The 23,811-nt window shown below is 65.6% G+C and carries 23 protein-coding genes and 1 tRNA gene; 10 read left to right on the top strand and 14 right to left on the bottom strand.

Going from position 1 to position 23,811, the window contains the following annotated elements:
- Position 1: 1 nt before the first annotated feature.
- From rlmH to proB, 5 genes are all read right to left on the bottom strand, one after another.
- The gene (gene rlmH / locus I6F33_RS33745; RefSeq protein ID WP_057026550.1) at positions 2-484 is read right to left on the bottom strand and encodes a 23S rRNA (pseudouridine(1915)-N(3))-methyltransferase RlmH; all 483 of its coding nucleotides are present in this window, start codon (positions 482-484) and stop codon (positions 2-4) included.
- Positions 485-575: 91 nt separating this feature from the next.
- Complete coding sequence (gene rsfS / locus I6F33_RS33750; protein ID WP_024338888.1) at positions 576-932, bottom strand: ribosome silencing factor; 357 nt, start codon at positions 930-932, stop codon at positions 576-578.
- A 209-nt stretch (positions 933-1,141) separates the two neighbouring features.
- Positions 1,142-1,786: a nicotinate-nucleotide adenylyltransferase gene (locus tag I6F33_RS33755; RefSeq protein WP_036024650.1), complete on the bottom strand. Its 645-nt coding sequence runs from the start codon at positions 1,784-1,786 to the stop codon at positions 1,142-1,144.
- Between the two features lie 19 nt (positions 1,787-1,805).
- Entirely contained in the window at positions 1,806-3,113 is a 1,308-nt protein-coding gene (locus I6F33_RS33760; RefSeq protein ID WP_225145395.1) for a glutamate-5-semialdehyde dehydrogenase, read from the bottom strand.
- A gap of 106 nt (positions 3,114-3,219) precedes the next feature.
- A complete protein-coding gene (proB, locus tag I6F33_RS33765; protein ID WP_225130765.1) occupies positions 3,220-4,341 on the bottom strand; it encodes a glutamate 5-kinase in 1,122 nt (373 codons plus the stop codon).
- A gap of 192 nt (positions 4,342-4,533) precedes the next feature.
- Here proB and I6F33_RS33770 point away from each other — a divergent pair, with 192 nt between their 5' ends.
- Positions 4,534-5,499: a Bug family tripartite tricarboxylate transporter substrate binding protein gene (locus tag I6F33_RS33770; protein WP_225145396.1), complete on the top strand. Its 966-nt coding sequence runs from the start codon at positions 4,534-4,536 to the stop codon at positions 5,497-5,499.
- Positions 5,500-5,656: 157 nt separating this feature from the next.
- On the opposite strand, the gene I6F33_RS33775 is transcribed toward I6F33_RS33770, so the two are convergent.
- From I6F33_RS33775 to I6F33_RS33785, 3 genes are all read right to left on the bottom strand, one after another.
- Complete coding sequence (locus I6F33_RS33775; protein WP_225145397.1) at positions 5,657-7,291, bottom strand: alkaline phosphatase family protein; 1,635 nt, start codon at positions 7,289-7,291, stop codon at positions 5,657-5,659.
- A 237-nt stretch (positions 7,292-7,528) separates the two neighbouring features.
- Complete coding sequence (gene obgE / locus I6F33_RS33780) at positions 7,529-8,569, bottom strand: GTPase ObgE (RefSeq protein WP_036008723.1); 1,041 nt, start codon at positions 8,567-8,569, stop codon at positions 7,529-7,531.
- An 85-nt stretch (positions 8,570-8,654) separates the two neighbouring features.
- On the bottom strand, positions 8,655-9,137 hold the full coding sequence (locus I6F33_RS33785) for a MaoC family dehydratase (RefSeq protein ID WP_225145398.1): 483 nt from the start codon (positions 9,135-9,137) through the stop codon (positions 8,655-8,657).
- A gap of 301 nt (positions 9,138-9,438) precedes the next feature.
- On the opposite strand from I6F33_RS33785, the gene I6F33_RS33790 reads away from it, so the two are divergent.
- Positions 9,439-10,353: a DMT family transporter gene (locus I6F33_RS33790; protein ID WP_225145399.1), complete on the top strand. Its 915-nt coding sequence runs from the start codon at positions 9,439-9,441 to the stop codon at positions 10,351-10,353.
- 180 nt (positions 10,354-10,533) lie between these two features.
- Here I6F33_RS33790 and I6F33_RS33795 read toward each other — a convergent pair whose 3' ends face one another.
- The 3 genes from I6F33_RS33795 to rplU form a co-directional block, all read right to left on the bottom strand.
- Positions 10,534-11,127, bottom strand: a complete 594-nt coding sequence (locus I6F33_RS33795) for a GNAT family N-acetyltransferase (protein WP_225137122.1) — start codon at positions 11,125-11,127, stop codon at positions 10,534-10,536.
- A 162-nt stretch (positions 11,128-11,289) separates the two neighbouring features.
- Positions 11,290-11,559 (bottom strand): 50S ribosomal protein L27, encoded by a 270-nt coding sequence (rpmA, locus tag I6F33_RS33800; RefSeq protein WP_025032812.1) that lies wholly within the window; start codon positions 11,557-11,559, stop codon positions 11,290-11,292.
- Positions 11,560-11,662: 103 nt separating this feature from the next.
- The gene (gene rplU, locus I6F33_RS33805) at positions 11,663-12,049 is read right to left on the bottom strand and encodes a 50S ribosomal protein L21 (protein WP_036008712.1); all 387 of its coding nucleotides are present in this window, start codon (positions 12,047-12,049) and stop codon (positions 11,663-11,665) included.
- Between the two features lie 332 nt (positions 12,050-12,381).
- On the opposite strand from rplU, the gene I6F33_RS33810 reads away from it, so the two are divergent.
- Entirely contained in the window at positions 12,382-13,509 is a 1,128-nt protein-coding gene (locus I6F33_RS33810; protein ID WP_036008710.1) for an ROK family protein, read from the top strand.
- A gap of 174 nt (positions 13,510-13,683) precedes the next feature.
- Here I6F33_RS33810 and I6F33_RS33815 read toward each other — a convergent pair whose 3' ends face one another.
- Positions 13,684-14,547 (bottom strand): alpha/beta fold hydrolase, encoded by an 864-nt coding sequence (locus tag I6F33_RS33815; protein ID WP_225145400.1) that lies wholly within the window; start codon positions 14,545-14,547, stop codon positions 13,684-13,686.
- A gap of 137 nt (positions 14,548-14,684) precedes the next feature.
- On the opposite strand from I6F33_RS33815, the gene I6F33_RS33820 reads away from it, so the two are divergent.
- Positions 14,685-14,774 (top strand) — tRNA-Ser (locus tag I6F33_RS33820).
- Between the two features lie 35 nt (positions 14,775-14,809).
- Here the strand turns inward: I6F33_RS33820 and I6F33_RS33825 are convergent.
- A complete protein-coding gene (locus I6F33_RS33825; RefSeq protein ID WP_225145401.1) occupies positions 14,810-15,721 on the bottom strand; it encodes a LysR family transcriptional regulator in 912 nt (303 codons plus the stop codon).
- Between the two features lie 112 nt (positions 15,722-15,833).
- On the opposite strand from I6F33_RS33825, the gene I6F33_RS33830 reads away from it, so the two are divergent.
- Together I6F33_RS33830 and I6F33_RS33835 are read left to right on the top strand one after the other, a co-directional pair.
- On the top strand, positions 15,834-17,474 hold the full coding sequence (locus I6F33_RS33830; RefSeq protein WP_225145402.1) for an FAD-dependent oxidoreductase: 1,641 nt from the start codon (positions 15,834-15,836) through the stop codon (positions 17,472-17,474).
- Positions 17,475-17,549: 75 nt separating this feature from the next.
- A complete protein-coding gene (locus I6F33_RS33835; protein WP_225145403.1) occupies positions 17,550-18,530 on the top strand; it encodes a tripartite tricarboxylate transporter substrate binding protein in 981 nt (326 codons plus the stop codon).
- A 32-nt stretch (positions 18,531-18,562) separates the two neighbouring features.
- Here the strand turns inward: I6F33_RS33835 and I6F33_RS33840 are convergent, their stop codons facing one another.
- A complete protein-coding gene (locus I6F33_RS33840; RefSeq protein WP_225145404.1) occupies positions 18,563-19,465 on the bottom strand; it encodes a LysR family transcriptional regulator in 903 nt (300 codons plus the stop codon).
- 92 nt (positions 19,466-19,557) lie between these two features.
- Between I6F33_RS33840 and I6F33_RS33845 the strand changes: the two genes are divergently transcribed.
- The 4 genes from I6F33_RS33845 to I6F33_RS33860 all read left to right on the top strand — a co-directional run bounded on the left by I6F33_RS33845 (position 19,558) and on the right by I6F33_RS33860 (position 23,425).
- Complete coding sequence (locus tag I6F33_RS33845) at positions 19,558-20,619, top strand: aldo/keto reductase (protein WP_225145405.1); 1,062 nt, start codon at positions 19,558-19,560, stop codon at positions 20,617-20,619.
- Between the two features lie 76 nt (positions 20,620-20,695).
- Positions 20,696-21,211, top strand: a complete 516-nt coding sequence (locus I6F33_RS33850) for a nuclear transport factor 2 family protein (RefSeq protein ID WP_225145406.1) — start codon at positions 20,696-20,698, stop codon at positions 21,209-21,211.
- A 331-nt stretch (positions 21,212-21,542) separates the two neighbouring features.
- A complete protein-coding gene (locus tag I6F33_RS33855; RefSeq protein ID WP_225145407.1) occupies positions 21,543-22,814 on the top strand; it encodes a DUF2157 domain-containing protein in 1,272 nt (423 codons plus the stop codon).
- Positions 22,811-23,425, top strand: a complete 615-nt coding sequence (locus I6F33_RS33860; protein ID WP_225145408.1) for a GDYXXLXY domain-containing protein — start codon at positions 22,811-22,813, stop codon at positions 23,423-23,425. The genes I6F33_RS33855 and I6F33_RS33860 overlap by 4 nt, the downstream gene beginning before the upstream one ends.
- The last annotated feature ends 386 nt before the right edge of the window (positions 23,426-23,811 follow it).

Raw genomic sequence — 23,811 nt, forward strand, 5'->3', positions numbered from 1 at the left:
ATCACGCGCGGTGATAGGGATGGCCGGCCAGGATGGTGGCGGCCCGATACAGCTGTTCCAGAAGCATGACGCGGATCATTTGGTGCGGCCAGGTCGCAGAGCCGAACGCGATCGCGAGCTTGGCCTTACGGCGCAATTCGGGCGAAAGTCCGTCCGCCCCTCCGATCACGAAAATAGTATGTCCGGCGCCCTCGTCGCGCCAGCGCGCCAGATGCCGTGCGAATACGGTGGACTCGAGATTCTGGCCGCGCTCGTCCAGCGCCACCAGGATCGCCTTGTCAGGAATATGCGCCGAGATCGCCGCGGCCTCTTCGGCCATCCGCGTCGCCGCATCGCGTGCGCGGCTTTCGGGAATTTCGTGGATGCCGAGCTCGCGGAATCCAAGCTTGCGGCCGGCCTCCTCGAACCGCTCGAAATAGCGGTCTGCAAGCTCCCGTTCGGGGCCCTGCTTCAGCCGGCCCACCGCAATGACAGCAACACGCATGATTCTTGAGTCGCGTTGACGAGACCGCGCGCAACAAGCGCGCGCACGACGCTAGCATGCGCGTCAGCCGATTCGAAATCGGCCTTCGAGCCTAGATCGCCTTCGCCGCCCCTGGGCCCTGCGTGTACAACCGCTCGAGGTTGTAGAACTCGCGGACCTCGGGTCTGAACACGTGCACGATCACGTCGCCGGAATCGATCAGCACCCAGTCGCAATTGGGCAAGCCCTCGACATGGATGTTTTTGATGCCGTTTTCCTTGAGGCTCTTGGTGACGTTTTCCGCGATCGCGCCGACGTGCCGGTTCACCCGGCCGGTGGTGACGATCATGTAGTCGGAGTACGCCGATTTGCCGCGAAGGTCGATGGTGACCGTCTCTTCCGCCTTCATGTCCTCGAGGCGGGAGAGGATCAGGCTCAGCGTCTTGTCGGCGTCGGGTTGCGCCTTCAAGGCCGCAGCTTTGGTCGATGTTTTACGCGTAGGCTTGGCAACCTTGGGTAAAACAGACTTGGACAATACAGATGCGGTCAGGGACCATTCCTTTCACTGTATCGCGAACGCCGAATCCGGGCGCCCACTGGTTACACTACATCATGTGGGGTTAAGGGTTTCAATATGCCAGAGAGACCGAAATCCCCACCAGGTCGGCACACTTCGTCTCACTTCGTACCTTTCCAGCTCCCGTCCGGGTTCCGTAGGCCGGTCGAGGACAGATTCAGCTTCAATCCGGTCAGGAACACCCAGGCCGGTGCCGGCCGATCTGCAAGCTGGACAGCCTTGTTCTCGGGCAGACGGTAGCGCGATAACGCCTGGGCCGCGGGCGAGCCGAGCGCGCGAAAACTCTGCGGGGGGCGATCGATCACGGCCATCGGCACCTGGGCGGCGATGCGCCGCCAGTCCTGCCAACGATGGAATTGAGCGAGATTGTCGGCGCCCATGATCCAGACGAAGCGCAAGCCAGGAAAGCGGCGGCGCAAGGTGTTGATCGTGTCGATAGTATAGCGGGTGCGAATGACGGATTCGAGACAGCTCACCTCGATGCGCGGATCATCGGCGACCTCGCGCGCGGCCTGCATGCGCTCGCCGAGCTCGTGCAGCGTGCCGTTCTCCTTGAGCGGATTGCCCGGCGTAACCAGCCACCAGACGCGATCGAGCTGCAATCGCTTCAGCGCGAAGCGGCTGATCGCGCGGTGCGCCTGATGCGGCGGGTTGAACGAGCCGCCGAGCAGGCCGATGCGCATGCCCGGCGTCGAGGGCGGAACCGCTTGCGCCACGAAGCGCGGCACGACGAGATTGTTGCTCAATGCCCGCGCCCCGCGACGTCTACGGCCGAGTCTGTCCGGTGCCGCGGACGCGATATTTGAAGCTCGTCAATTGCTCGGCGCCGACCGGGCCGCGGGCGTGGAAGCGGCCGGTGGCAATCCCGATCTCGGCGCCGAACCCGAACTCGCCGCCATCGGCAAACTGCGTCGAGGCGTTGTGGAGCACGATCGCGGAATCGACCTCGCTCAGGAACTTGCTCGCCGCAGCCTCATCCGCGCTCACGATGGCATCGGTGTGATGCGAGCCGTGGTCCTGGATGTGCGCGATCGCGCCGTCGACGCCGTCCACCACCTTCGCCGCGATGATCGCGTCGAGATATTCGGTGTCCCAATCCTCCTCGCTCGCCGGCTTGACGCGCGCATCGGCCTTCTGCACGGCCTCGTCACCGCGCACCTCGCAGCCGGCATCGAGCAGCATCTCCACCAGCGGCTTCAGGTTCTTGCCAGCGGCGGCACGATCGACCAGCAGCGTCTCGGCCGCGCCGCAGACGCCGGTGCGTCGCATCTTGGCATTGAGCACGATCGACTTCGCCATGGCGAGGTCGGCGCTGCCGTCGATATAGACGTGGTTGACGCCTTCGAGATGCGCGAAGACAGGCACGCGCGCCTCCTGCTCGACCCGCGCGACGAGGCTCTTGCCCCCGCGCGGCACGATGACGTCGATGGCTCCGTTGAGGCCCGACAGCATCATGCCGACCGCGGCGCGGTCGCGCGTCGGCACCAGCGTGATCGCAGCTTCCGGCAGGCCGGCTTCGCGCAGGCCCTGCACCAGGCACTCATGGATGGCGCGGCACGAGCGGAAACTGTCGGAGCCGCCGCGCAGGATCACGGCATTGCCCGACTTCAGGCACAGCACGCCGGCATCGGCCGCGACATTGGGCCGGCTCTCAAAAATCACGCCGACGACGCCGAGCGGCACGCGCACGCGCTCGATGGACATGCCGTTCGGCCGCTGCCAGCGCTCGGTGACGACGCCGATGGGATCGGCGATGCCGCGCACAATGCCGATGCCTTCGGCCATTCCTTCGACCCGTGCCGGCGTCAGCGTCAGGCGATCGATGAAGGAGGAGGTGGCATTGCCGGCGGCACGGGCCTCCGCGACGTCCTCCGCATTGGCGGCGAGGATCGCGGCCGAGTTGGCGCGGATTGCCCGCTCCATGGCTTCCAGCGCGCGGTTCTTCTGCTCCGGCGGCGCCAGCGCCAGCACGCGCGCGGCAGCGCGGGCACGGGTTCCGAGATCGGACATCAGCGCCAAGAGATCGCAAGCGCGATCGGCATTGCCGTCAACGGCTTTGAGGGGGGCGGCCATGGGGTCAAAACCTTCTGCTAAGGCGGTGTCCTAGCACGGAAATCCCGCTTTTGCGAAGGGCGGGGAGGGTATGGCTGGTCTCCCGGCGGCGAGCGGGGCGGGGCCCTTACCCGCCCACCACCAGATCATCCCGGTGGATCATCTCCGCGCGGCCGCTGATGCCGAGGATGGTCATCACGTCGGGGGAGGAGCGGCCCTTGATCCGCTCGGCATCATCGGCGTCATAGGCGATCAGGCCGCGGCCGACCTCGCTGCCGTCGGGGCCGCGCACGATCACGGCATCGCCGCGGGCGAACTGGCCCTCGACCTTGTTCACGCCGGCCGGCAGCAGGCTGGCCCCGGCCCGTAGCGCGGTCACCGCGCCGGCGTCGATGGTCAGCGTGCCCTTCGGCTCCAGCGTGCCCGCGATCCAGCGCTTTCGCGAGGTGATGGGATTGGCCGGCGTCAGGAACCAGGTGCAGCGGCCGCCATCGGCGATCGCCTGCAAGGGATGCTCGATCTTGCCGGAGGAGATCAGCATATGCGTGCCTCCGGTCGTCGCGATCTTGGCGGCCTCGACCTTGGTGCGCATGCCACCGCGCGACAGCTCGGACTCGGCATCGCCGGCCACGGCCTCGATCTCCGATGAGATGCTGTCGACGACGGGAATAAGCTTAGCGTTCGGATTGTTCTTCGGCGGGGCGTCGTAGAGCCCGTCGATGTCGGACAGCAGCACCAGCAGGTCGGCGCTCGCCATGGTCGCGACGCGCGCGGCGAGGCGATCGTTGTCGCCGTAGCGGATCTCGGTGGTCGCCACCGTGTCGTTCTCGTTGATCACGGGGATCGCGCGCCATTCCAGCAGCTTGCCGATGGTGGAGCGCGCGTTGAGATAGCGGCGGCGCTCCTCGGTGTCCTGCAGCGTCACGAGGATCTGGCCGGCGCCGATACCGTGGGCGCCAAGCACCTCCGACCAGATTCGCGCCAGCGCGATCTGACCGACGGCGGCCGCGGCCTGGCTCTCTTCCAGCTTCAGCGGGCCGCGCGGCAATTTCAGCCGGCTGCGGCCGAGTGCGATCGAGCCGGAGGAGACGACCAGCACGTCGCGCCCTTCCTTGTGCAGCTTGGCCATGTCGTCGGCCAGTGCAGCCAGCCAGGACGCACGCACCTCGCCCCTGTCGGAATCCACCAGCAGCGCTGAGCCGACCTTGACGACGATGCGACGGAATTGGCTGAGTTCGGGGCTGGCCATGTCTCTTGTGTGCTGGCGCTGGATGCGAATGACGGCGGAGCGACAGGCGGCGCCGATGAGCCCCTGCTTTTGCAGCAGGACGGTGACCGGCGCAAGTCAGCCGGGATGGTAAACGACGCATGTCGGCCTTGTGTCAGCCGTCCGTCTGGCTCTAATGGCGATCAACGATAAACGGGCCGAAAGAGGAAACGAATGGATCGCCGCAAATTCATGGCCGGATGCCTCGGCCTGCCGCTGTTCGCGCAGGCGGGTGGTGCGCGGGCGCAGGCCGGGCTGACGAAGATCATCTTCCCGTTTGCGGCCGGAGCCGGCGGCGACACGCTGTGCCGGCTGCTCGCGCAGGAGATGGCTCCGCTGCTGCAGCGGACCGTCGTGGTCGAGAACCGCACCGGCGGCGACGGCCTGATCGGCATCAAGGCGGTGAAAGCCGCGAGCCCCGACGGCAGCATGGTGCTGGTGACGACAGGGCCGACCATGTATCTGCTGCCAATGGTGGAGGCGACGCCGAGCTTCGACACGGCCAGGGATTTCATGCCGGTGTCGCTGCTGGCGCGCTTCGAGTTTGCGCTGGTGATCGGCCCGGGCATCGATGCTGCCGATTTCAAAGCGTTCGTAGCGTGGCTGAAATCGCATCCGGACAAGACCTCGTTCGGAGTGCCGAGCAACGGCACCATTCCGCATTTCACCGGCTCCAAGCTCGAGAAGGATCTCGGTATTCCCCTGACCCGCGTGCCCTATCGCGGCAGCGCGCCGATCCTTAACGACCTCGTCGGCGGCCACATTTCCTTCGGGATCACCACGCTGGCGGACGCGCTGCCGCAGCACCGCGCCAAGGGCGTGAAGATCATCGCGGTCGCGAGCGCGGAACGTTCACCCTTCGCGCCTGACGTGCCCACGCTGAAGGAGAGCGGCATCGATCTCGTTGCCGACGCCTGGTACGGCATGTGGCTTCCCGCCGGCAGCCCGCCGGAGTTCGCGAGCAAGCTCGGGGCGGCGGCGAGCGCGGCGCTTGCCAAGCCGGAGGTGAAGGAGAAGTTGACGGCGATCGGGCTGATTCCGATCGGCAGCAATGCGGACGCGCTATCCAAGGAGCTCGCCGCGAACACCGCGCTGTGGCAGCCGATCGTGAAGGCGACGGGCTACAAGATCACGAATTGAAGGCCTCTTCTCCCTCTCCCCGTTCTTACGGGGAGAGGGTTGGGGTGAGGGGCTGTCTCCGCGAAAGCGCTGGCAATTGAACTCGCGGAGAGTCCCCCTCATCCGGAATTTGCTCTCGCAAATTCCGGCCTCTCCCCGCAAGCGGGGAGAGGCTGCTTCACATCTTCGCGCGCTGGGCGATGCCGTCCTTGATCGCCGCGAGCTCTTTCTCGTCCCAGATGCCGATCAAGATCCCACCCTTCACCTGGAGCTGACTATCCGCATAGGCGGCGATCTTCTCGCGTGGTGTGGTGATATGATCGTTAGGATGCAGCGCCCAGTCGAACAGCTCGGCCTGGAGCCGCGCGATGATGCCGGCGCATTCCGGATCGTCGCCGCGATCCAGATATTCGTCCGGATCGGTTTCGAGGTCGTACAGCATCGGGCGGAAGCCGGAGGCGTGGATGTATTTCCAGCGGCTGTCGAACACCATGAACAGGCGGCAGCGCTCGATCGGCTGGTTCAGCTTCAGCCGCACGTCCTGCATGGCATAGTCGTATTCGGAGAACGCCACCTTGCGCCAATCTGATGGCGTGCGCCCGCGCAGCAGCGGCAGCAGCGAACGTCCTTCGAGAATGTGGCCCGGCACCTTGCCGCCGAAATAATCGACGAAGGTCGGCGCGAGATCGATTCCCTCGACCAGCGCGTCGCTGCGTGTGCCGCGCGTGGCGTCGGCTTCCCGCGAGGGATCGATGATGATCAGCGGGATCTTCGCTGATTGTTCGTGAAACAGGTCCTTCTCGCCCATCCAGTGATCGCCGAGATAGTCGCCATGATCGGAGGTGAACACGATCATGGTGGTGTCGAGCAGGCCGCGCTCACCTAAAAACTTCATCAGTACGCCCATCTGGTCGTCGATCTGGGTGATCAGGCCCATATAGGTCGGGATCACCTTCTCGCGTGCATCATCGCGCGCCATGTTGCGGGAGTAGCGCATGTCCATGTAGGCGCCGAACACCGGATGCGGATTCTGCCGTTCGCGCTCCGAGCGGATCACCGGGATCATGTCATCCGTCGAATACATGCTGGCATAGGGCTCCGGCGCGATATAGGGCCAGTGCGGCTTGATGTAGGACAGATGCAAACACCACGGGCGGCCGTCCGTTTCCGCCTCGCTGATGAAGTCCATCGCGCGCCGCGTCATGTAGGGCGTCTCGGAATGCTCTTCGGGCACGCGCGCGGCCTTGTCGGCGTGCACCAGCAGCCAGCCGTTGTGCAGCGAGCCGTCGTCAGCAGCGCCGGAATTGGCCCAGTGCTCCCAGGGATTGGTGGCTTCAAAACCGTGCTTTCGCAGGTATTCGTCGTATTTCGGGCGTGGCCGTCCGGTCGGATGCAGGCCGTCGTCGCGCTCATAAGGCTCGAAGCCGCATTCGGCGACATGCACGCCGATCATCGATTCCGGCGGGATGCCGAGCGCCTTCATGCCTTCGATGTCAGGCGCCATGTGGGTCTTACCGACCAGCACGTTGCGCACGCCGATCTTGTTGAGGTGATCGCCGAGCGTGGGCTCGCCGACGCGCAGCGGCCAGCCGTTCCAGTGCGAGCCGTGCGAGCGCATGTAGCGGCCGGTGTAGAACGACATCCGCGACGGGCCGCAGATCGGCGATTGCACATAGGCCTTCGTGAACAGCACGCCGCGCTTGGCCATGGCGTCGATGTTCGGTGTCTTCAGCGTGGGATGGCCGGTGCAGCCGAGATAGTCATAGCGAAGCTGGTCGCACATGATCCAGAGAACGTTCTTCGCGCGCGCCATGCGTCATCCCTGCCGTTTCATGATTGTTCGATGCTGCGCTATCGCGGGCGCGAAGACAAGCCGGTGATGCGCGCGCTCGCAGCGATAGACTCCGCTGTCGTCCCCGCGAAGGCGGGGACCCATAACCACAGGGAGTCGTTTGGCGAAGACTCGTCGTTCGGTACTTCGACCCTTCGCAACAGATAGATCACGCGGTATGGGTCCCCGCCTTCGCGGGGACGACGTTGGGGAGAGAGTTTAAGCCGACCACGGCTCCGCTTCGGCCGCGCTCTTGGCCTTGGCGGAGACCGGGCTTTCGCCGATCACATCGGCCAGCGCGCGCAACGCCTCCTTGACGCCCTGGCCGGTGGCGCCCGACAGCAGCAGCGGCGTCTTCTTGGCGGCGCGCTTCAGGCGGTCCTTCTGCTTCTTCAGCTCGTCCGGCTCGACCGCATCGATCTTGTTCAGCGCGACGATCTCGATCTTGTCGGTGAGCTGCCCGCCATAGGCGTCGAGCTCCTTGCGCACGGTCTTGTAGGCCTTGCCGGCATGCTCGCAGGTGGCGTCGATCAGGTGCAGCAGCACGCGGCAGCGCTCGACATGGCCGAGGAAGCGGTCGCCGAGGCCGGTGCCTTCATGCGCGCCCTCGATCAGGCCGGGAATGTCGGCCAGCACGAATTCGCGGCCGTCGGCATTCACGACGCCGAGCTGGGGATGCAGCGTGGTGAAGGGATAATCGGCGATCTTCGGCTTTGCCGCGCTGACCTTGGAGAGGAACGTTGACTTGCCCGCATTGGGCATGCCGACGAGGCCGGCGTCCGCGATCAGCTTCAGCCGCAGCCAGATCCAGCGCTCCTCGCCGGGCTGGCCGGGATTGGCGTTGCGCGGCGCGCGGTTGGTCGAGGACTTGAAATGCGCATTGCCGAACCCGCCATTGCCGCCTTCGGCCAGCACGAACTTTTCGCCGACCTTGGTGAAGTCGTGGATCAAGGTCTCGCGATCCTCGTCGAAGATCTGCGTGCCGACCGGCACCTTCAGCACGATGTTCTTGCCGTTGGCGCCGTGGCGGTCCGAGCCCGAACCGTTCTCGCCCTTCTGCGCCTTGAAGTGCTGCTGGTAGCGGTAGTCGATCAGCGTGTTGAGGCCGTCGGCGACCTCGATGATGACATTGCCGCCGCGGCCGCCATTGCCGCCGGAGGGACCGCCGAATTCGATGAACTTCTCGCGGCGGAACGCCACGCAGCCGTTCCCGCCGTCACCGGAGCGGATATAGACCTTTGCTTCGTCAAGGAATTTCATGGGCCATAGGTAGGCCAGCCGGCCCCCTGCGGCAACCCGGATTGACCCGCAAACCGGCTGAAATTCCGCCGACTGCTGCCCTTGCTTAACCGGTCGGTCGCCGCCGGATCAGGAATTTCTGCAGGCCGTCCAGCACCAGCTCCTTGCGCTGGTTGAACACGGTGCTGCGCAGCGTCACCACGCCGGTGCTGCGCCCCGGCACCAGCTCGGTGACTTCGAGCGCGGGATAGATGGTGTCGTCGGCGAACACCGGCTTGAGGAACCGGCTCGACTGCTCGAGGAAGCCGACCAGGGAGTCCTCGACCATGAACGGAAACAGGCCGGCGCCGGGCGCGGTGTGGATCAGGGTCTGGAAGCCGTGGGCGAGCAGATGCGGCATGCCGCGGGCGCGGCAATATTCCACGTCGTAATGCACGGGGTGGGTGTCGCCGCTCGCGGTCTGGGATGCGGCGAACAATGCCGAGGTTTGGGTGCGGCTCGGCAGCACGAAGCGTTCGCCGACGACGAAATCCTCAAACCAGCGTTGCGTCGGGATCATGCGATGCCGGGTGGGATCGAAGTCGGTCATGCGCTGCACCATCGTCACGGATTCGGATTGCGATCCGTATCGCGCCACGCGCAGTGCGACAATGCGTTCAATTCGGCGGAAGTGGGCTTGTCCCTGGTGCTCACGTCATTAAAACGACAGCAAGCGACTCTACCAGCCGATTCCTGACGCTCTCTCCCCGTCATTGCGAGCGCAGCGAAGCAATCCAGACTGCCGCTGCGAAAGCAGTCTGGATTGCTTCGTCGCACCAGCGCAAAATTGCTTCGCAATTTTGTCGCGGGCTCCTCGCAATGACGAGCCCCCGAACCTGCAATTCGTCGCAATGCCCCTGTTCAAGAATCTCTCCGCCTATGACGATCGCTCCGCGCGCCTGGCCGGCATCGGGCTCATGGTGCTGTCGATCTTCATGTTCTCGTTCGGCGACGCCATGGGCAAGTTCCTGGTCGGGACCTATTCGGTGGGGCAGCTGCTATTCCTGCGCGCCTGCGCGGCACTGCTCCTGCTGTCGCCGCTGATCTGGAAGCAGCGTCACCAGTTTCTGCATCTGGAGCGGCCGGGCCTGCAGCTGGTTCGCGTCGTGCTGTCGACGCTGGAAGTCGCGGCCTTCTTTCTCGCAACCGTCTATCTGCCGCTCGCCGACGTCATCACCTATTATCTCGCCGGCCCGATCTTCGTCACCGCGATGTCGGCGATCTTTCTGGGCGAGAAGGTCGGCTGGCGGCGCTGGACCGCGATCCTGATCGGCTTCTGCGGCGTCTTGGTCGCGCTGCGGCCGTCGGCGCAGACCGTCAGCCTGCCGGCGTTGATCGCGCTCGGCGGCAGCCTCTCCTTTGCAACCCTGATGCTGATCACGCGCAGCCTGCGCAAGACGCCCGACATCGTGATGGCGTCCTCGCAATTCGTCGGCACGTTTTCGCTGGGCGCGGTGCTGTCGGCGTTCAACTGGGTGCCGCCGACGCCCGGCAGCCTCGTGATCTTCGCGCTCGCCGGATGCGTTTCGGTAATTGCGCTGTTCTGCGTCAACCGTTCGCTCAAGCTCGCGCCGGCCAGCGTCGTGGTGCCCTACCAATATTCGATGATCGTCTGGGCGGTGATCTTCGGCTTCGTCGTGTTCGGCGACGTCCCATCCATCGCAACACTCGTCGGCGCCGCGATCATTATCGGCGCCGGGTTCTACATTTATCTTCGGGAGCGCGATCTGGGACGTGAGAGCGACGAGGTCAATCCGCCGGCGTAGCCACCCTCACAACGTCATCCCGGGGCGCGCAAAGCGCGAGCCCGGGATCCATACCCACAGGGAGCAGTTGAACGACGACCCGGAGTGGGCGCTTTGCCCCACACTGCGCTCCGGGATTATGGATCCCGGGCTCGCGCTACGCGCGCCCCGGGATGACAATTGCGAGTGCGGCGCCTCGCTCTACCGCACTCGTCTCGCACTGCTCCAGCTCTTCAGCGAGGCCCACACGCCGCGCGACAGGCGGAAGCAGTCGACGGGCGTGGAGGAGCCCAGCGCCAGGAAACGGTGCAGCTGCACGCCGCTCCACTGGAAGCCGCACTTCTCCAGCACCTTGCGCGAGGCCGGATTGGTGACGCGCGCGCCGGCATAGAGATGCTCGTGCTCGAACTCCTCGAAGAAGAAATCGATCGCGCCGCGCGCGGCCTCGGTGGCAAAGCCCCGGCCCCAATGCTCGACGCCGAGCCAGTAGCCGAGCTCGGCATTGCCGGGCTTGGAGCAATCGATGCCGACCATGCCGACCGGCCCGCTGTCGTGCTCGATCAGGAACACGGTCTCGCTGCCGAGTTCGGCGGTGGCGCGGATGAATTCGGCGGCGTCGTCCTGCGAATAGGGATGCGGCAGGCGGCGCGTGTTCTCGGCGATACGGCGGTCGTTGGCGAGCCGGGCGATGGTCCTGACGTCGGCCAGCGTCGGCCGCCGCAAGGTCAGCCGCTCGGTGGCGACGACGCTGGGTCTCGCCTCGGCCAAGGTCACGCTCGAGAAATCCTGCAACATGTCCGGCTCCGTGAAAGTCACTAAGTCAAAGTGCAAAGAACAAAGTGAGCAAAGAAAAGGGGAGGCCGGTTTCCCGCCTCCCCTTGGAGCCTTCGATCTCTTGCGATCTCTAGGACTCCGCCGGTTCAGTCGGGACCGGCGGACTCCGTTTTTGTCCACCGTCTATTCAGCAGCCTCGGCAAGCGGGAGCACCGATACGAAGGTGCGGCCGTTGGCTTTGGCTTGGAACGCAACGCGGCCCTCGATCTTGGCGAACAGAGTGTGGTCCGTACCCATGCCGACATTGAGGCCGGGGTGCCAGGTCGTGCCGCGCTGACGCGCAATGATGTTGCCGGGCGTGACGATCTCGCCGCCGAACGCCTTGATACCGAGGCGCTTGCCCTTGGAATCGCGACCGTTGCGCGATGAACCGCCTGCTTTTTTGTGAGCCATGGCTCGTCTCCGAAATCCTGCGTAGTTCTAGGTCAATTCCTTGACGGAATCATTTCAAAACGTCGCACGCATCAATTCGTGAATTGGCGTGATCGGTTTTGCGTTACTCGGCGGCTTCCGCTGCCGGCTCCTTCGTCACCTTTTCCTTCTTCGGACGCGGGCCCTTGGTGGGCTTGGCGCCGTCCGTCAGAATCTCGCTGATGCGCAGCACGGTGATCTCGTCGCGGTAGCCGCGCTTGCGGCGCGAATTCTTGCGGCGGCGCTTCTTGAAGGCGATGACCTTGGGGCCGCGCTTGTGGTCGAGCACCTCGACCGCGACGGACGCACCTGCGACCGTCGGGACGCCCAGCACCGGCGTGTCGCCGCCGACCACCAGCACTTCATTCAACTGCACGATCGAGCCGACTTCGCCTTCGATCTTGCCAACTTCGAGAACATCATCCGGCACGACGCGGTATTGCTTGCCGCCGGTTTTGATGACTGCGAACATCGTTCTTTCTCCGTGTTCAATCCCGGCCTCGGGACGAGCGTCGTCCGGGCCGGCTTTTTGTCAGTCGCTATGGTTTATGCGAGTCTGCGTGGGCGGGAATTATCCCTTTGAAAACCCAAGCAAAAACAAGCGGCGCGAGAAACGCCCCGCGCCGGCTGTGGGACTTATAGCGGCCGAGCGCGCCAAGTCAAGGAAAACTGGGCGAAAACCGCCCGGATTTGAAGGCTTTGGCCGCGCTGAAAGCGCGCAGCCGAATCTCGGGTGGGCTTTGCAACAAACGGGTTCCCCCGCAGTTGTCCCGGCCGGAACAGGAAAGCGGGGCAAGGGCTCTCATGGCAACAGACGAATTGGTCAAAACAACGGGCATTGCCCAGCATGGCGCCGAACGGCTGCCATCGGTCGATGTCGACAGCTTCAACATCGAGATCAAGGACGAGGACGGCTTTCTCGGCGACCGCGCCAGCAAGGGCGCGTTCCGGGAGGTGCTCGAGCGCTGGCGCAAGCCGCTGCGCAAGACGGGGGAGGACCCGTTCGGGAAGGTGCCGACCGAGGAGATCAACAAGAAGACGCTGGACGCCATCCTGATCGGCGACGACACCGAGGCCTCGGCCGTGGTGCACAGCGCGATCGAGGATTTCTCCCAGGAGCTCGCTTATGTCACGCGCCGATTCCTCAAGACCAAGGCCTGGGCCAAGACCGAGCGCATCGTCGTCGGCGGCGGCTTTCGCGATTCAAGGCTCGGCGAGCTCGTGATCGCCCGCGCCGAGATCATCCTGAAATCCGAGGGCTTCAAGATCGACCTGCAGCCGATCCGCCATCATCCTGACGAGGCCGGCCTGATCGGCGCGCTGCACCTGGCGCCGTCCTGGATCTTCGAGGCTCATGACAGCATTCTCGCCGTCGACATCGGCGGCACCAACATCCGCTGCGGCGTGGTGGAAACCGGCTGGAAGAAAGCCAAGGATCTGTCCAAGGCCAAGGTGGTGCATGCGGAGCTGTGGCGTCACGCCGACGACGAGCCGACGCGCGAAGGCGCGGTGAAGCGGCTGACCAAGATGCTGAAAGGGCTGATCACGGAGGCCGAGGCCGAAGGCTACAAGCTCGCGCCGTTCATCGGCATCGCCTGTCCCGGTGTGATCAACCCGGACGGCTCGATCGAGAAGGGCGCGCAGAATCTGCCGGGCAATTGGGAGAGCAGCAAGTTCAACCTGCCGGCGAGCCTGATCGAGGGCATCCCCGCTATTGGCGAGCACGACACCGCGATCCTGATGCACAATGACGGCGTGGTGCAGGGGCTCTCGGAAGTACCGTTCATGCAGGACGTTGACCGCTGGGGCGTGCTCACCATCGGCACCGGACTTGGCAATGCGCGCTTCACCAATCGCCGCAAGGAAGGCAACGGCAAGGACCGGGATTCCACGGAGAACGGGAAGAAAAAAGGTAAAGCGGACAAGGAGTAACCTTGACCGGTTAGGTTAAGGACCGGATTGCGTTGCGGACCGCCCGTCGCACGCTAGGGTCGAATCGTCGCTTCCACTCGGCCGGCGAAGCCGCCCTTCACGGCCAGTATTTCAATAAGCGGCACGGGACCGCCAGTGTTTACCGCGTCTGGCGGTCCCACCCCGTTTTTCTCCTCAGCTCCAGCCGATGCGCGCAAAGAACGCGGCGATCTCGCGTGCCGCGCGATCCGGATTTTCCCGATGCGGGAAGTGGCCGACGCCGGGAAACATCTCGAGGTCGAGATCGCTGAAGGTCTCGGACAGCCGGTCGGTCCAGCCAAAGGGAAACAGCGGATCGTGCTCGGCCCAGCGCACGCAGGTCGGCACCGCGATCGGCGGAAGTGGCGGCGCTTCGCCCTTCATCATCGCCACGCGCCCGGCATGCGAGGCGCGGTAATGCGCAAAGCCGCCGGCGAGGTTGCCGGCTTTCAGGAAATTGTCCGTGAAGGCGTCCAGCACGTCGTCGAAGGCGTTTGTCCGGTGCGCCCAGCCTTTGAGGAAATGGCTGATGTAGAGCCGGCAGCTCTCCCGGCTCGCACCGATGAGCTGTGGCGCCATCTCCATCTGGTGAAAGGACTGGTACCAGATGTGGTTGAGCCTGTCGGGCGCGGCCATGCGCGGCCCGATCCCGGGATAGACGAAATCGAAGAAGAAGAGTCCCGCGAGCCGCTCGGGCGCCTGCCGGGCCAGCGGCTGCATGACAGCGCCGCCGACATCGTGGCCGACGACGCCGAATCGCTCGATGCCGAGCCGGTCCATCAGCGCCAGCATGTCGGCGGCATGGCCGTCCGGCCCGTAAGGTCCACCGGGCTTGTCGCTGTCGCCGAAGCCGCGGAGGTCAGGCGCGATCAGCGTGAAGCGGTCCGAAAGCCTCGATATCACCGGCTCCCAGGTGAGCCAGAATTCGGGCCAACCATGCAGCAAAAGCAGCGGTTTTCCCTGTCCGGCGCGGACCAGGTGGAAATCGGCGCCATTGGCCGAGATCGTGAGATGCTCCATGGCAGTTCCTTCCAGAGGCGGCGGCGCGGGGGCAAAAGAGGCAGCGGATTTTGCTCTTTCGCGCCTTGTCTGGCCCGCCATCCTCGCCTATTAACGCCCCCAACCACAGGGGCCCAGCTCCTAATATGGCGCCTTCAGGAGAGGTGGCAGAGTGGTTGAATGCACCGCACTCGAAATGCGGCATAGGTGCAAGCCTATCGGGGGTTCGAATCCCTCCCTCTCCGCCAGCTCAGCGACCCCCCTCCCAAATAGCTCCGCAAAGTCAGCCTGATGCTGCTGCCGTTCGGCTCGCCAGCGCCATCCGCGCCGTCGCCACGAAGGCCTGCGCCGCCGGCGACAGCGTCCGGCCCTGGCGCTGCAGCAGCGACACGGGGCGGGTGAGGGCGGGGCGCACCAGCGGTCTTGCGATCAGTGTCGGGAACTGGTCGGCCGGCAGCATCGTCGCGGGAAGGATGGCGAGGCCGAGGCCCTGCGCCGTCATGGCGAGGGCGGTGTTGATCAGGGTCACTTCATAAGTCGGATCGAGGCGCTTGCCCTGCGCGCTCAGGGCCTGATCGATCTGCATGCGGATGCGTGTCTCGCTGCGCATCGCAATCGTCGGCAGTTGCACCAGCTCGTCCCAGGTCAGCGACCGCCGCGCGGCGAAGTCCGCGGTGCGACGGCCGATCGCGCTCAGGCGGCCGCTTGTCAGCGTCTCGATCGTCATGTCCGCGAATTCGCCCTCCACGCTGCCGATCGCGAACTCGGCGTCGGTTGTGCTCAGTCGTGGCACGAGATCGTCGGCGGCGACATCGCGCATGTCGATCTCGATGTCGGGATGGCCAGCGCGGAATTTCGCTAGCACCGTGGGCAGCAGCGCCGATGCCGTGCCGGCGGAGGCGAGAAACACGACTCGGCCGGCGCGGGCCTGCGCGAGATCACGCATGCGGCGCGACAAGCCTTGCGCATCGCTCAGCATGCGCTCGGCGGCGGCGAACGCCTCGTCGGCGGCCAGCGTCGGCTGCACCGAGCGCGTGGAGCGGTCGAACAGCTTGACGCCGAGCTGGGTCTCGAGCTGCTGGATCAACAGACTCGCCGCCGATTGCGTGATGCCGAGCTCGCGGGCGGCCCGCGTGATGCTGCGCGTCCGGTACACGCCGGTGAAGACCCGCAACTGGCGCAAGGTGACATTCATAGCGAAAGCTCATGAATTGATGAGTTCTTTCCGACTTATCGCATAAACTGACCTGCAATAAAATGCATGCTGTGCGGACGGATAAGAATCCGCGGCAAGGATTGGAGCGAGCATGAGAGCGCAAGTGCTGGTGGTGGGGGCCGGGCCGGTCGGATTGACCGCGGCGATGGATCTCGCTTCGCGCGGAATCGACGTCGTCGTCGCGGAAATCCGTCACGCCGGCGATCCGCCCAGCGTCAAGTGCAACCACGTATCGGCGCGCTCGATGGAGATTTTTCGGCGGCTCGGCGTCGCCGCTCGCTTGCGCGATGCGGGGCTCCCTGCGGACTTTCCCAACGATTGCTCCTATCGGACCACGGCGACCGGGATCGAGCTTTGCCGCATCGACATTCCCTCCCGTGCGCGCCGCTATAGCGCGACCGGCGGCCCCGACACCTGGTGGCCGACGCCCGAGCCGCCGCACCGGATCAACCAGGTCTATCTCGAGCCGATCCTGTTCAGCCATGCCGCCGCGCAGTCACGCATCAAGATCCTGGCGCGCACGGAAATCACCGACATCGCGCAGCACGACGACCATGTCGTCGCGCTGGCGCGCGATCTCGACAGCGGACATTCGCTCCGCATCGAAGCCGGCTTCGTGATCGGCTGCGACGGCAGCCGATCCCTCGTCAGAAAAGCGATCGGTGCCAGCCTGTCCGGCACGCCGGTGATCCAGCGCGTGCAGTCGACCTTCATCGAAGCGCCGCAACTGAAGGAGCTGATGGGGGCGCACAAGCCGGCCTGGATGGTGCTCGCGCTCAATCCGCGCCGCTCCGGCACCGTGGTTGCGATCGACGGCCACGACCGCTGGCTGATCCACAACCATCTGAAGCCCGACGAGCCCGAGTTCGACTCGGTCGATCGCGACTGGGCCATCCGCGCCATCCTCGGCGTCGACGAGCGCTTCGAATACCGCGTGCTCAGCAAGGAGGATTGGGTCGGACGGCGCCTCGTGGCCGATCGCTTCCGCGACCGCAGGGTCTTCATCTGCGGCGACGCCGCGCATCTGTGGATGCCCTATGCCGGCTACGGCATGAATGCCGGCATTGCGGATGCTGTCGATCTCTGCTGGCAATTGGCGGCGCATCTGAACGGCTGGGCGCCGGCTGCGATCCTCGATGCCTATGAGGCGGAGCGGCAGCCCATCACCGAGCAGGTGTCGCGCTTTGCGATGGACCATGCGATGAAGATGATGGCGCAGCGCGGCGGCGTGTCCGCCGAGATCGAGGATGACACGCCGCGCGGCCACGCGGCGCGCGCGGCACTGGCGAAAGCCGCTTACGATCTCAACGTGCAGCAATATTGCTGCGCCGGCCTCAACTTCGGCTATTATTACGACGCCTCGCCGATCATCGCCTATGACGGCGAGACGCCGCCGCCTTACGCGATGGGCAGCTTCACGCCCTCCACCGTGCCGGGCGCCCGCGCGCCGCATTTGTTCCTGCGCGACGGACGCTCGCTCTACGACGCCTTCGGCCCCGGCTACACCTTGCTGCGGTTCGATCCGGCGATCGATGTGACGCGGCTGCAAGACGCTGCAAAGGCGCGTGGCGTGCCGCTCGCGCTGGTCGACGTCGCGCCGGAGGAGGCGAACGGCGCCTATGCCGAGAAGCTCGTGCTGGCGCGGCCCGACCAGCACATCGCCTGGCGCGGGCAGTCCGCGCCGGAGAACGCGCAGGGCCTGCTGGCCCGTATCACTGGCGCTGCGGCGTAGGACGACACCGAGCGGACGGCCTGGCGACGCAGCTCGCCAAGCCGAGTTTCAAAAACAGAATACATGGAGGAGACCGTGTTTCACGTTGCAAGACGCCGCATCCTGGCCGCACTGACGGCCGCCGCTTTCGCACTGTTGTCGCCGGCGGCCGCCCGAGCCGCCTATCCCGAGCAATTGATCAAGATCATCGTGACCTTCCCGCCCGGCGGCAGCGCCGACACGGTCATCCGCGCGCTCGAGCCGCTGGTCACCGCCGAGCTCAAGCAGGGCCTCGTCATCGAGAACCGCGCCGGCGCCGGCGGCAACATCGGCATGGCCGCGGTCGCACAGGCAAAGCCCGACGGCTACACGCTTGGGGTGGCGCCGGCGGGTGCGTTGACCGTGAATCCGCACCTCAATGCCTCGATGCCGTTCGCGCTGAAGGATCTCGCGCCCATCACCCTGCTCGCGGAAATTCCCTTTGTGCTGGTCGCATCCGCGAATATCCCGGCGCGTACACCTGCGGAGACCATCGCGCTCGCCAAGGCGAAGCCGGGTGGGCTCTCGATCGGGCATGGCGGCAACTCGACGGCGATGCACTTGACCGCCGCGCTGTTCACGCAGAGAAGCGGGATCGCGATGGAGCTGGTGCCGTATCGCGGGACGGCGCCGGCGGCGGTCGATGTTCTCGCAGGCCATGTCCCGTTCGCGGTGCTGGATATTCCGGCATCGCGACAATTGATCCTCGAGGGCAAGCTCAACGCGATCGGCGTGTCCTCCGCGCGCCGCCTTGCGTCCCTGCCCGATGTGCCGACGCTGGCCGAGAGCGGCCTTGCCGGTTTCGAATCCGTCGGCTGGTTCGGGCTCGTTGCTCCCGCCGGCACGCCTGCGGATGTCATCGCCCGACTGAACGAGGCCTTCGCCAAGGCGCTGAAGGACGCTGCCGTGGCGGAGAAGATCCGCACCCTCGGCGCGGAGCCGGCGCCGACCTCGCCCGAGCAGTTCGGCCGCTTCATTCAGGACGAAAGCGCGAAATGGGGCAAGCTGATCAGCGAGGCCGGCATCAAGGCAAACTAGAGCGGATCGATTCGATCTAAAGCCATTCCGCTTTAGCGCTTTCCGCTTCCCCGATAACGCACGTGATCGACCAGCGCGCGCAGCTTCGGCGGAAGATTCCGCCGATCCGGAAAGTAGAGGAAGAAGCCGGGGAAGAACGGGCAGAATTCCTCCAGCAGGGGCACCAATTCTCCGCGCTCGATATACGGCTTGAACGTCTCTTCCATGCCGAATGTCAGGCCGCCGCCCGCGCAGGCGGTCCGCACCATGACCCACATGTCGTTCGTCGTGATCCTCGGCTCCACCGCGACGTCGAACTCGCGCCCCCCTTCCGCAAATTCCCAGCGGTAGGGCGCAACGTGCGGCGCCGGCCGCCACCCTATGCAGCAATGCTGTGAGAGCTCGCGCGGGTGCGAAGGCGCGCCGAACCGCTCCAGATAGGCGGGAGCTGCCACGACCAGCTGGCGCTGATCGCCCGAAACAGGCACGGCGATCATGTCCTGCTCGATCACCTCGCCGAGCCGGACGCCGGCATCAAAGCCCTCGGCCACGATGTCGAATTCCGCATCGGTCACCGTGACGTCGACCTGCACGCCGGGATTGGCGTGCGTGAACTCGGCCAGCAACGGACCGCGAATGAATCGCTCGGCGATCGATGAGACGGCAAGACGCAGCTGCCCCGTCGGCTGCGCGTCACGGTCGCGGGCGCCGTTGATCGCCCGTTCGACTTCGGCGACCGCCGGGGCCACGCGCTCGTGCAGGCGCAGGCCAGCCTCGGTGAGACTGACGCTGCGCGTCGTTCGCTGCACGAGAGCCACGCCCAGCTGGTCTTCCATGCGCCGAACAGCCTGGCTCACGGCGGATCGGGTCACCCCGAGCCGCTCGGCGGCGCCGCGGAAGCTCTTGGCTTCCGCGACCGCGATGAAAACGGCGACGAGGTTCAGGTCGGTGGTCATTGGTTAGCTATGCTTACCACCCCCTTCATCATTGGCCAACTTCTCCCACCCCTCCTCGGGGGCTATCTCCGAGCCAACCGAAGGAGGCTCTGATGACGTCGCTCGATCAATACCGCCTGCTTGGCCGCTCCGGCCTGCGCGTATCTCCCCTTGCCCTGGGCACGATGACCTTCGGGACCGAGTGGGGATGGGGCGCCGATCCCGCCGAGGCACGTCGGGTCTTCGACCTCTATGTCGACCGCGGCGGCAATTTCATCGACACCGCGGTGAACTACACCAACGGCGCGTCCGAGCGCCTGGTCGGCCAGTTCGCCCGGGACAAGCGCGATCGTCTCGTGCTCGCGACCAAATTCACCATGGCGCGCGATCCCGGCAACCCCAATTCCGGCGGCAACCACCGGCTCAACATGGTTCGTTCCGTGGAGCAGAGCCTGCGGCAGCTCGAGACCGATCGCATCGACCTGCTTTACCTCCACAGCTGGGATGCGACGACACAGCCGGATGAGGTGATGCGCGGCCTGGACGATCTCGTGCGCAGCGGAAAGGTTTTGTATGTCGGCATCTGCAACACGCCGGCCTGGCGCATTGCGCAGCTGCAGACGATCGCAGATCTGCGCGGCTGGTCGCCCTTCGTCGCGCTGCAGATCGAATATAATCTGGTCGAGCGCACCGTCGAACACGAGCTCATTCCGCTGGCGGCGAGCCTTGGCCTCGGCGTGCTGCCCTGGTCGCCTCTTGGCGGCGGCGTGCTCACCGGCAAGTACAGCCGGGCCGATCTCAGGGATTCCCAGGACCGCGCCGTCGGCACGACACGCGCCTCGATCATCGCGTCATCCGGTCTTCTCAACGAGCGATCGCTGGACGCGGCCGAGACGGTGCGAGCCGTCGCCTGGGAGCTCGGCGCGACGTCCTCGCAGGTGGCGATTGCCTGGACGCTGTCCAATCCCGCGGTCACCGCGCCGGTGATCGGGGCCCGCACGCTGGAGCAGGCGGAAGACAATTTTGGCGCGGTCGGGATCTCGCTGTCGCCTGAACAGATGGCGCGCCTCGACCAGGCGACCGCGCCCGATCCCATTTTCCCAGGCCGCTTTGTGCGCCGCCCGATGGTGGAGCAGCTCATCTTCGGCGGCGCCACCGTCGCGCGGCGCGGGTAGGTCGAGCAACAACGCGACCGACCTGCGTGCATCACTTCGGGGCAGACGACATGTTGCACCAGAAAGGAAGACACCAATGGCAACCATGCTCAATCGCGCACTTGCGTCGTGCGTCTACGCGGTCATCGTGACGGCATCCACCCTGACGACGGCCGCACCCTGCGGACAGGCCAATTCCGTGCAGGACGACAACAAGCGCATCGTCACCGATGCGTTCGATCGCTGGGCGGCGGGAGGCACCACCTTCTTCAATGACCTGCTGCACGACAACGTGGTCTGGCGCATCAGGGGATCCGGCCCGAGCGCCGGCGAGTTCAGAGGGCGCGATGTCTTCATTGATCGCGCGGTCCGCCCGTTTGCCAGCCGGTTGTCGACCCCGGTCCGCCCCACTTCCGTGAGGATCTTCGCTGATGGCGACCACGTCATCGCGCATTGGGAAGGCAGCGGCGTCGCGCGTGACGGCAAGCCTTATGCGAACTCTTACGCGTGGATCCTGCTCATGCAGGACGGCAAGGCGGCGGAGGTCACAGCCTATCTCGACCTCGCACCCTATGACGACGTCCTGCGGCGCATTCCTGCGCCGGCGCGATAGCCCGGCTGCGAGCAGCAGGGTCATCGCATTTGATGTGCAGAACGCAGCGGCATCGGCAGTGCGCTCCCTCCCCCGCTTGCGGGGGAGGGTCGGGGAGAGGGTGTCTCCGCTAGGGGACAATCCCCAAGAGGAGAAAGCCCTCTCCCGGCGCGCGGGACGATGCTGCGCATCGCCCGGACGCGCCGACCTCTCCCGCAAGCGGGAGAGGTTGCACCGAATACGCGGCAATCGATTCACCTAAAGCCGGCCACGAGGAGGAGCTTGAACCCATCGCCCGTACGATCCGACCTAGCAAGGTCCCGCCATCCGGCGGCCAGGTGATCCCAGGACGATGTTCGACCAAACCTACCGGCAGCGCCTCGAAGCCGATCTTGCGCGATGGGAGGCCGACGGCGTGATCGCGCCGGCGGCGGCCGCCGCCATCCGCAATGCGCTGCCGCCGCTTCCGGCCGGCATCAACATCGCTGTGGTCGTCGCCATCGTCGGCGGCCTGCTGATCGCCGCCGCGTTCCTCGCCTTCGTCGCCGCGCACTGGACCGAGATCGCGCGCCTGGCGCGGTTCGCGATCCTGCTGGCCGGTATGGTGATCGCCGGCGGTCTCGGCGCCTGGTTCGCCGCGCGGGAGCGCACCATTCTCGCCGATCTCTGCGCCAGCGTCGGTGCGATCATCTTTGGCGCCGGCATCGCGCTGGTCGGGCAGATGTACCACCTCGGCGACGACTTCGCCGGCGGCATGCTGCTGTGGTCGATCGGCGCGTTCGCCGCGGCTTTGCTGACCGGCTCGCGCGGTGCGCTCGCGGTCGGTCTCGTCGCCGCCTCGATCTGGACCTGCATGCGGATCACCGATGCGTCCGACGTGCTGCATCTCCCGTACCTGGCGGTCTGGCTCATCGCCGCCGCACTCGCCTTCGCCTGGAATTCCCGCGTCGCGGCCCATCTCGTTGCGCTGGCGCTGCTGCCGTGGTGGATCGCGACCTCGCTCCGCTTCGAATTCGAGGGCACCCAGCCGTCCTTCGTGCTCGCGAGCGGCGCGGCGCTGCTGTTCGGCGCCGGGCTCGCGATCGCCGCCGCGCCGTCGCCGCGCGCGCTCCGGCTCGGCAGCGTCCTGTCGGTCTACGGCGCGTTTTCACTGGCCATCGCCGCGTTCCTGGAGGTGACGACGGTCGACGATCTCGTCCGCTTCCGCGAAGGGTCCATCGCGGGCCAGCCGCTCTGGGCGATCGCGTGCGGAAATGCCGGCGTGATCCTCGCGCTGGCCTCGGCTGCCATCACCAGGCGCGCGGGAGAACTGCTTGCAGCAGCTGCGATCGCCCTAGTCCTGCTCGCGGCGCCGGTCTGGCCGGCATCCATGGCCGGCGAATCCTGGCTCGCCTATGCCGCGCTGCTTGCGGCCATGCTGTGTCTCGTCGTCTCCGGCATGCTCGATGACGTGCGTCCCCGCATCGTCGCGGGCTGGCTCGGGATGGCCGGGGTCATCGCCGGCATCACCTGGGCGGTGAAGGGATCGCTGCTGCGCCGCTCGGCCTTCCTGGCAGTGGCGGGCGTCGCGGCCGTCGCCTTTGCCACCGCGCTGGGCCGCATGCTGCCGAGGGCCGCGCGATGAACGAGATGATCGCACCCCTGGCCGCGTTCTGGCAGCGCATCCCGAAAGCCGTGCTGTTCGGCATCGCCGTCCTGCTGCAATGTGCGCTGCTGGTCATGATGGTCGCCGACCGCATGCAGATCCTGCGTAACGGCGTCGAGGTGACCCTGCAGACGCAGCCCGTCGATCCCCGCGATCTCCTGCGCGGCGACTATGTCGTGCTCAGCTACGACATCTCGCAAGTGGCGGCAGGCAACCTCAAAGGCAAGGTAGCGGATGCGCGCCATCCTGATGTTTTCGTCAAGCTCGCGCCCGCTGCCGGCGGCGTCTATCAGGCGGTCTCGGTGCATGCCGAGCCTGTTACGGTCACCGCGCCCGAAGTGCTGATCCGCGGCCGCGTCGGCAATTACGGCGGGTCCTGCGGCGACGACCGCCGAAGGTTCTGCGACAAGCTGCCGATCAAATATGGCCTCGAAAGCTATTTCGTGCCCGAAGGCGAGGGCAAGAAGCTCGAGGATGCCCGTAACCAGCAGAAGCTCCGGATCGTCGCCGCGGTGCTGCCCTCAGGCCGCGCCGCCATCAAGCGGCTGCTGCTGGATGGCGAGCCGGTGTATGAGGAGCCGCTGTATTAGGGGCGGGCGCCAGTAGGATGAATCGATGACCAGCGCGCCCGTTACCTCTTCCGTCAGAGGGATTCAAGGGCCAGGGTGAATGATTGGAAGCGCGGAGCTATTCCATCCCGTGTCGGGACCAGGAGCGTTGTCACCATATTTTTTGAACGAATCGGCCGACAAGGGTCATCGCGTGAGTCAAATCGACTCAGATGCACGACACCGGCATCCCACCTGTCACGATGGGGCTTGTAAGGACGGGGCGTCCGGATGCGTTTCCCGGACAAAAAGCTCGATGCCTGCCCAGCCACATCGGCCCTAAGTTGTCGATAGCTGTTTGGTGCGGGGAAAGGATACTAGCTGAAAGGTCTTCAGGCGACTATTTTAGATTGATTTGCATAGTGCGA

This window comes from Bradyrhizobium sp. BRP20 (genome assembly GCF_020194215.1).
Lineage (GTDB): Bacteria > Pseudomonadota > Alphaproteobacteria > Rhizobiales > Xanthobacteraceae > Bradyrhizobium > Bradyrhizobium yuanmingense.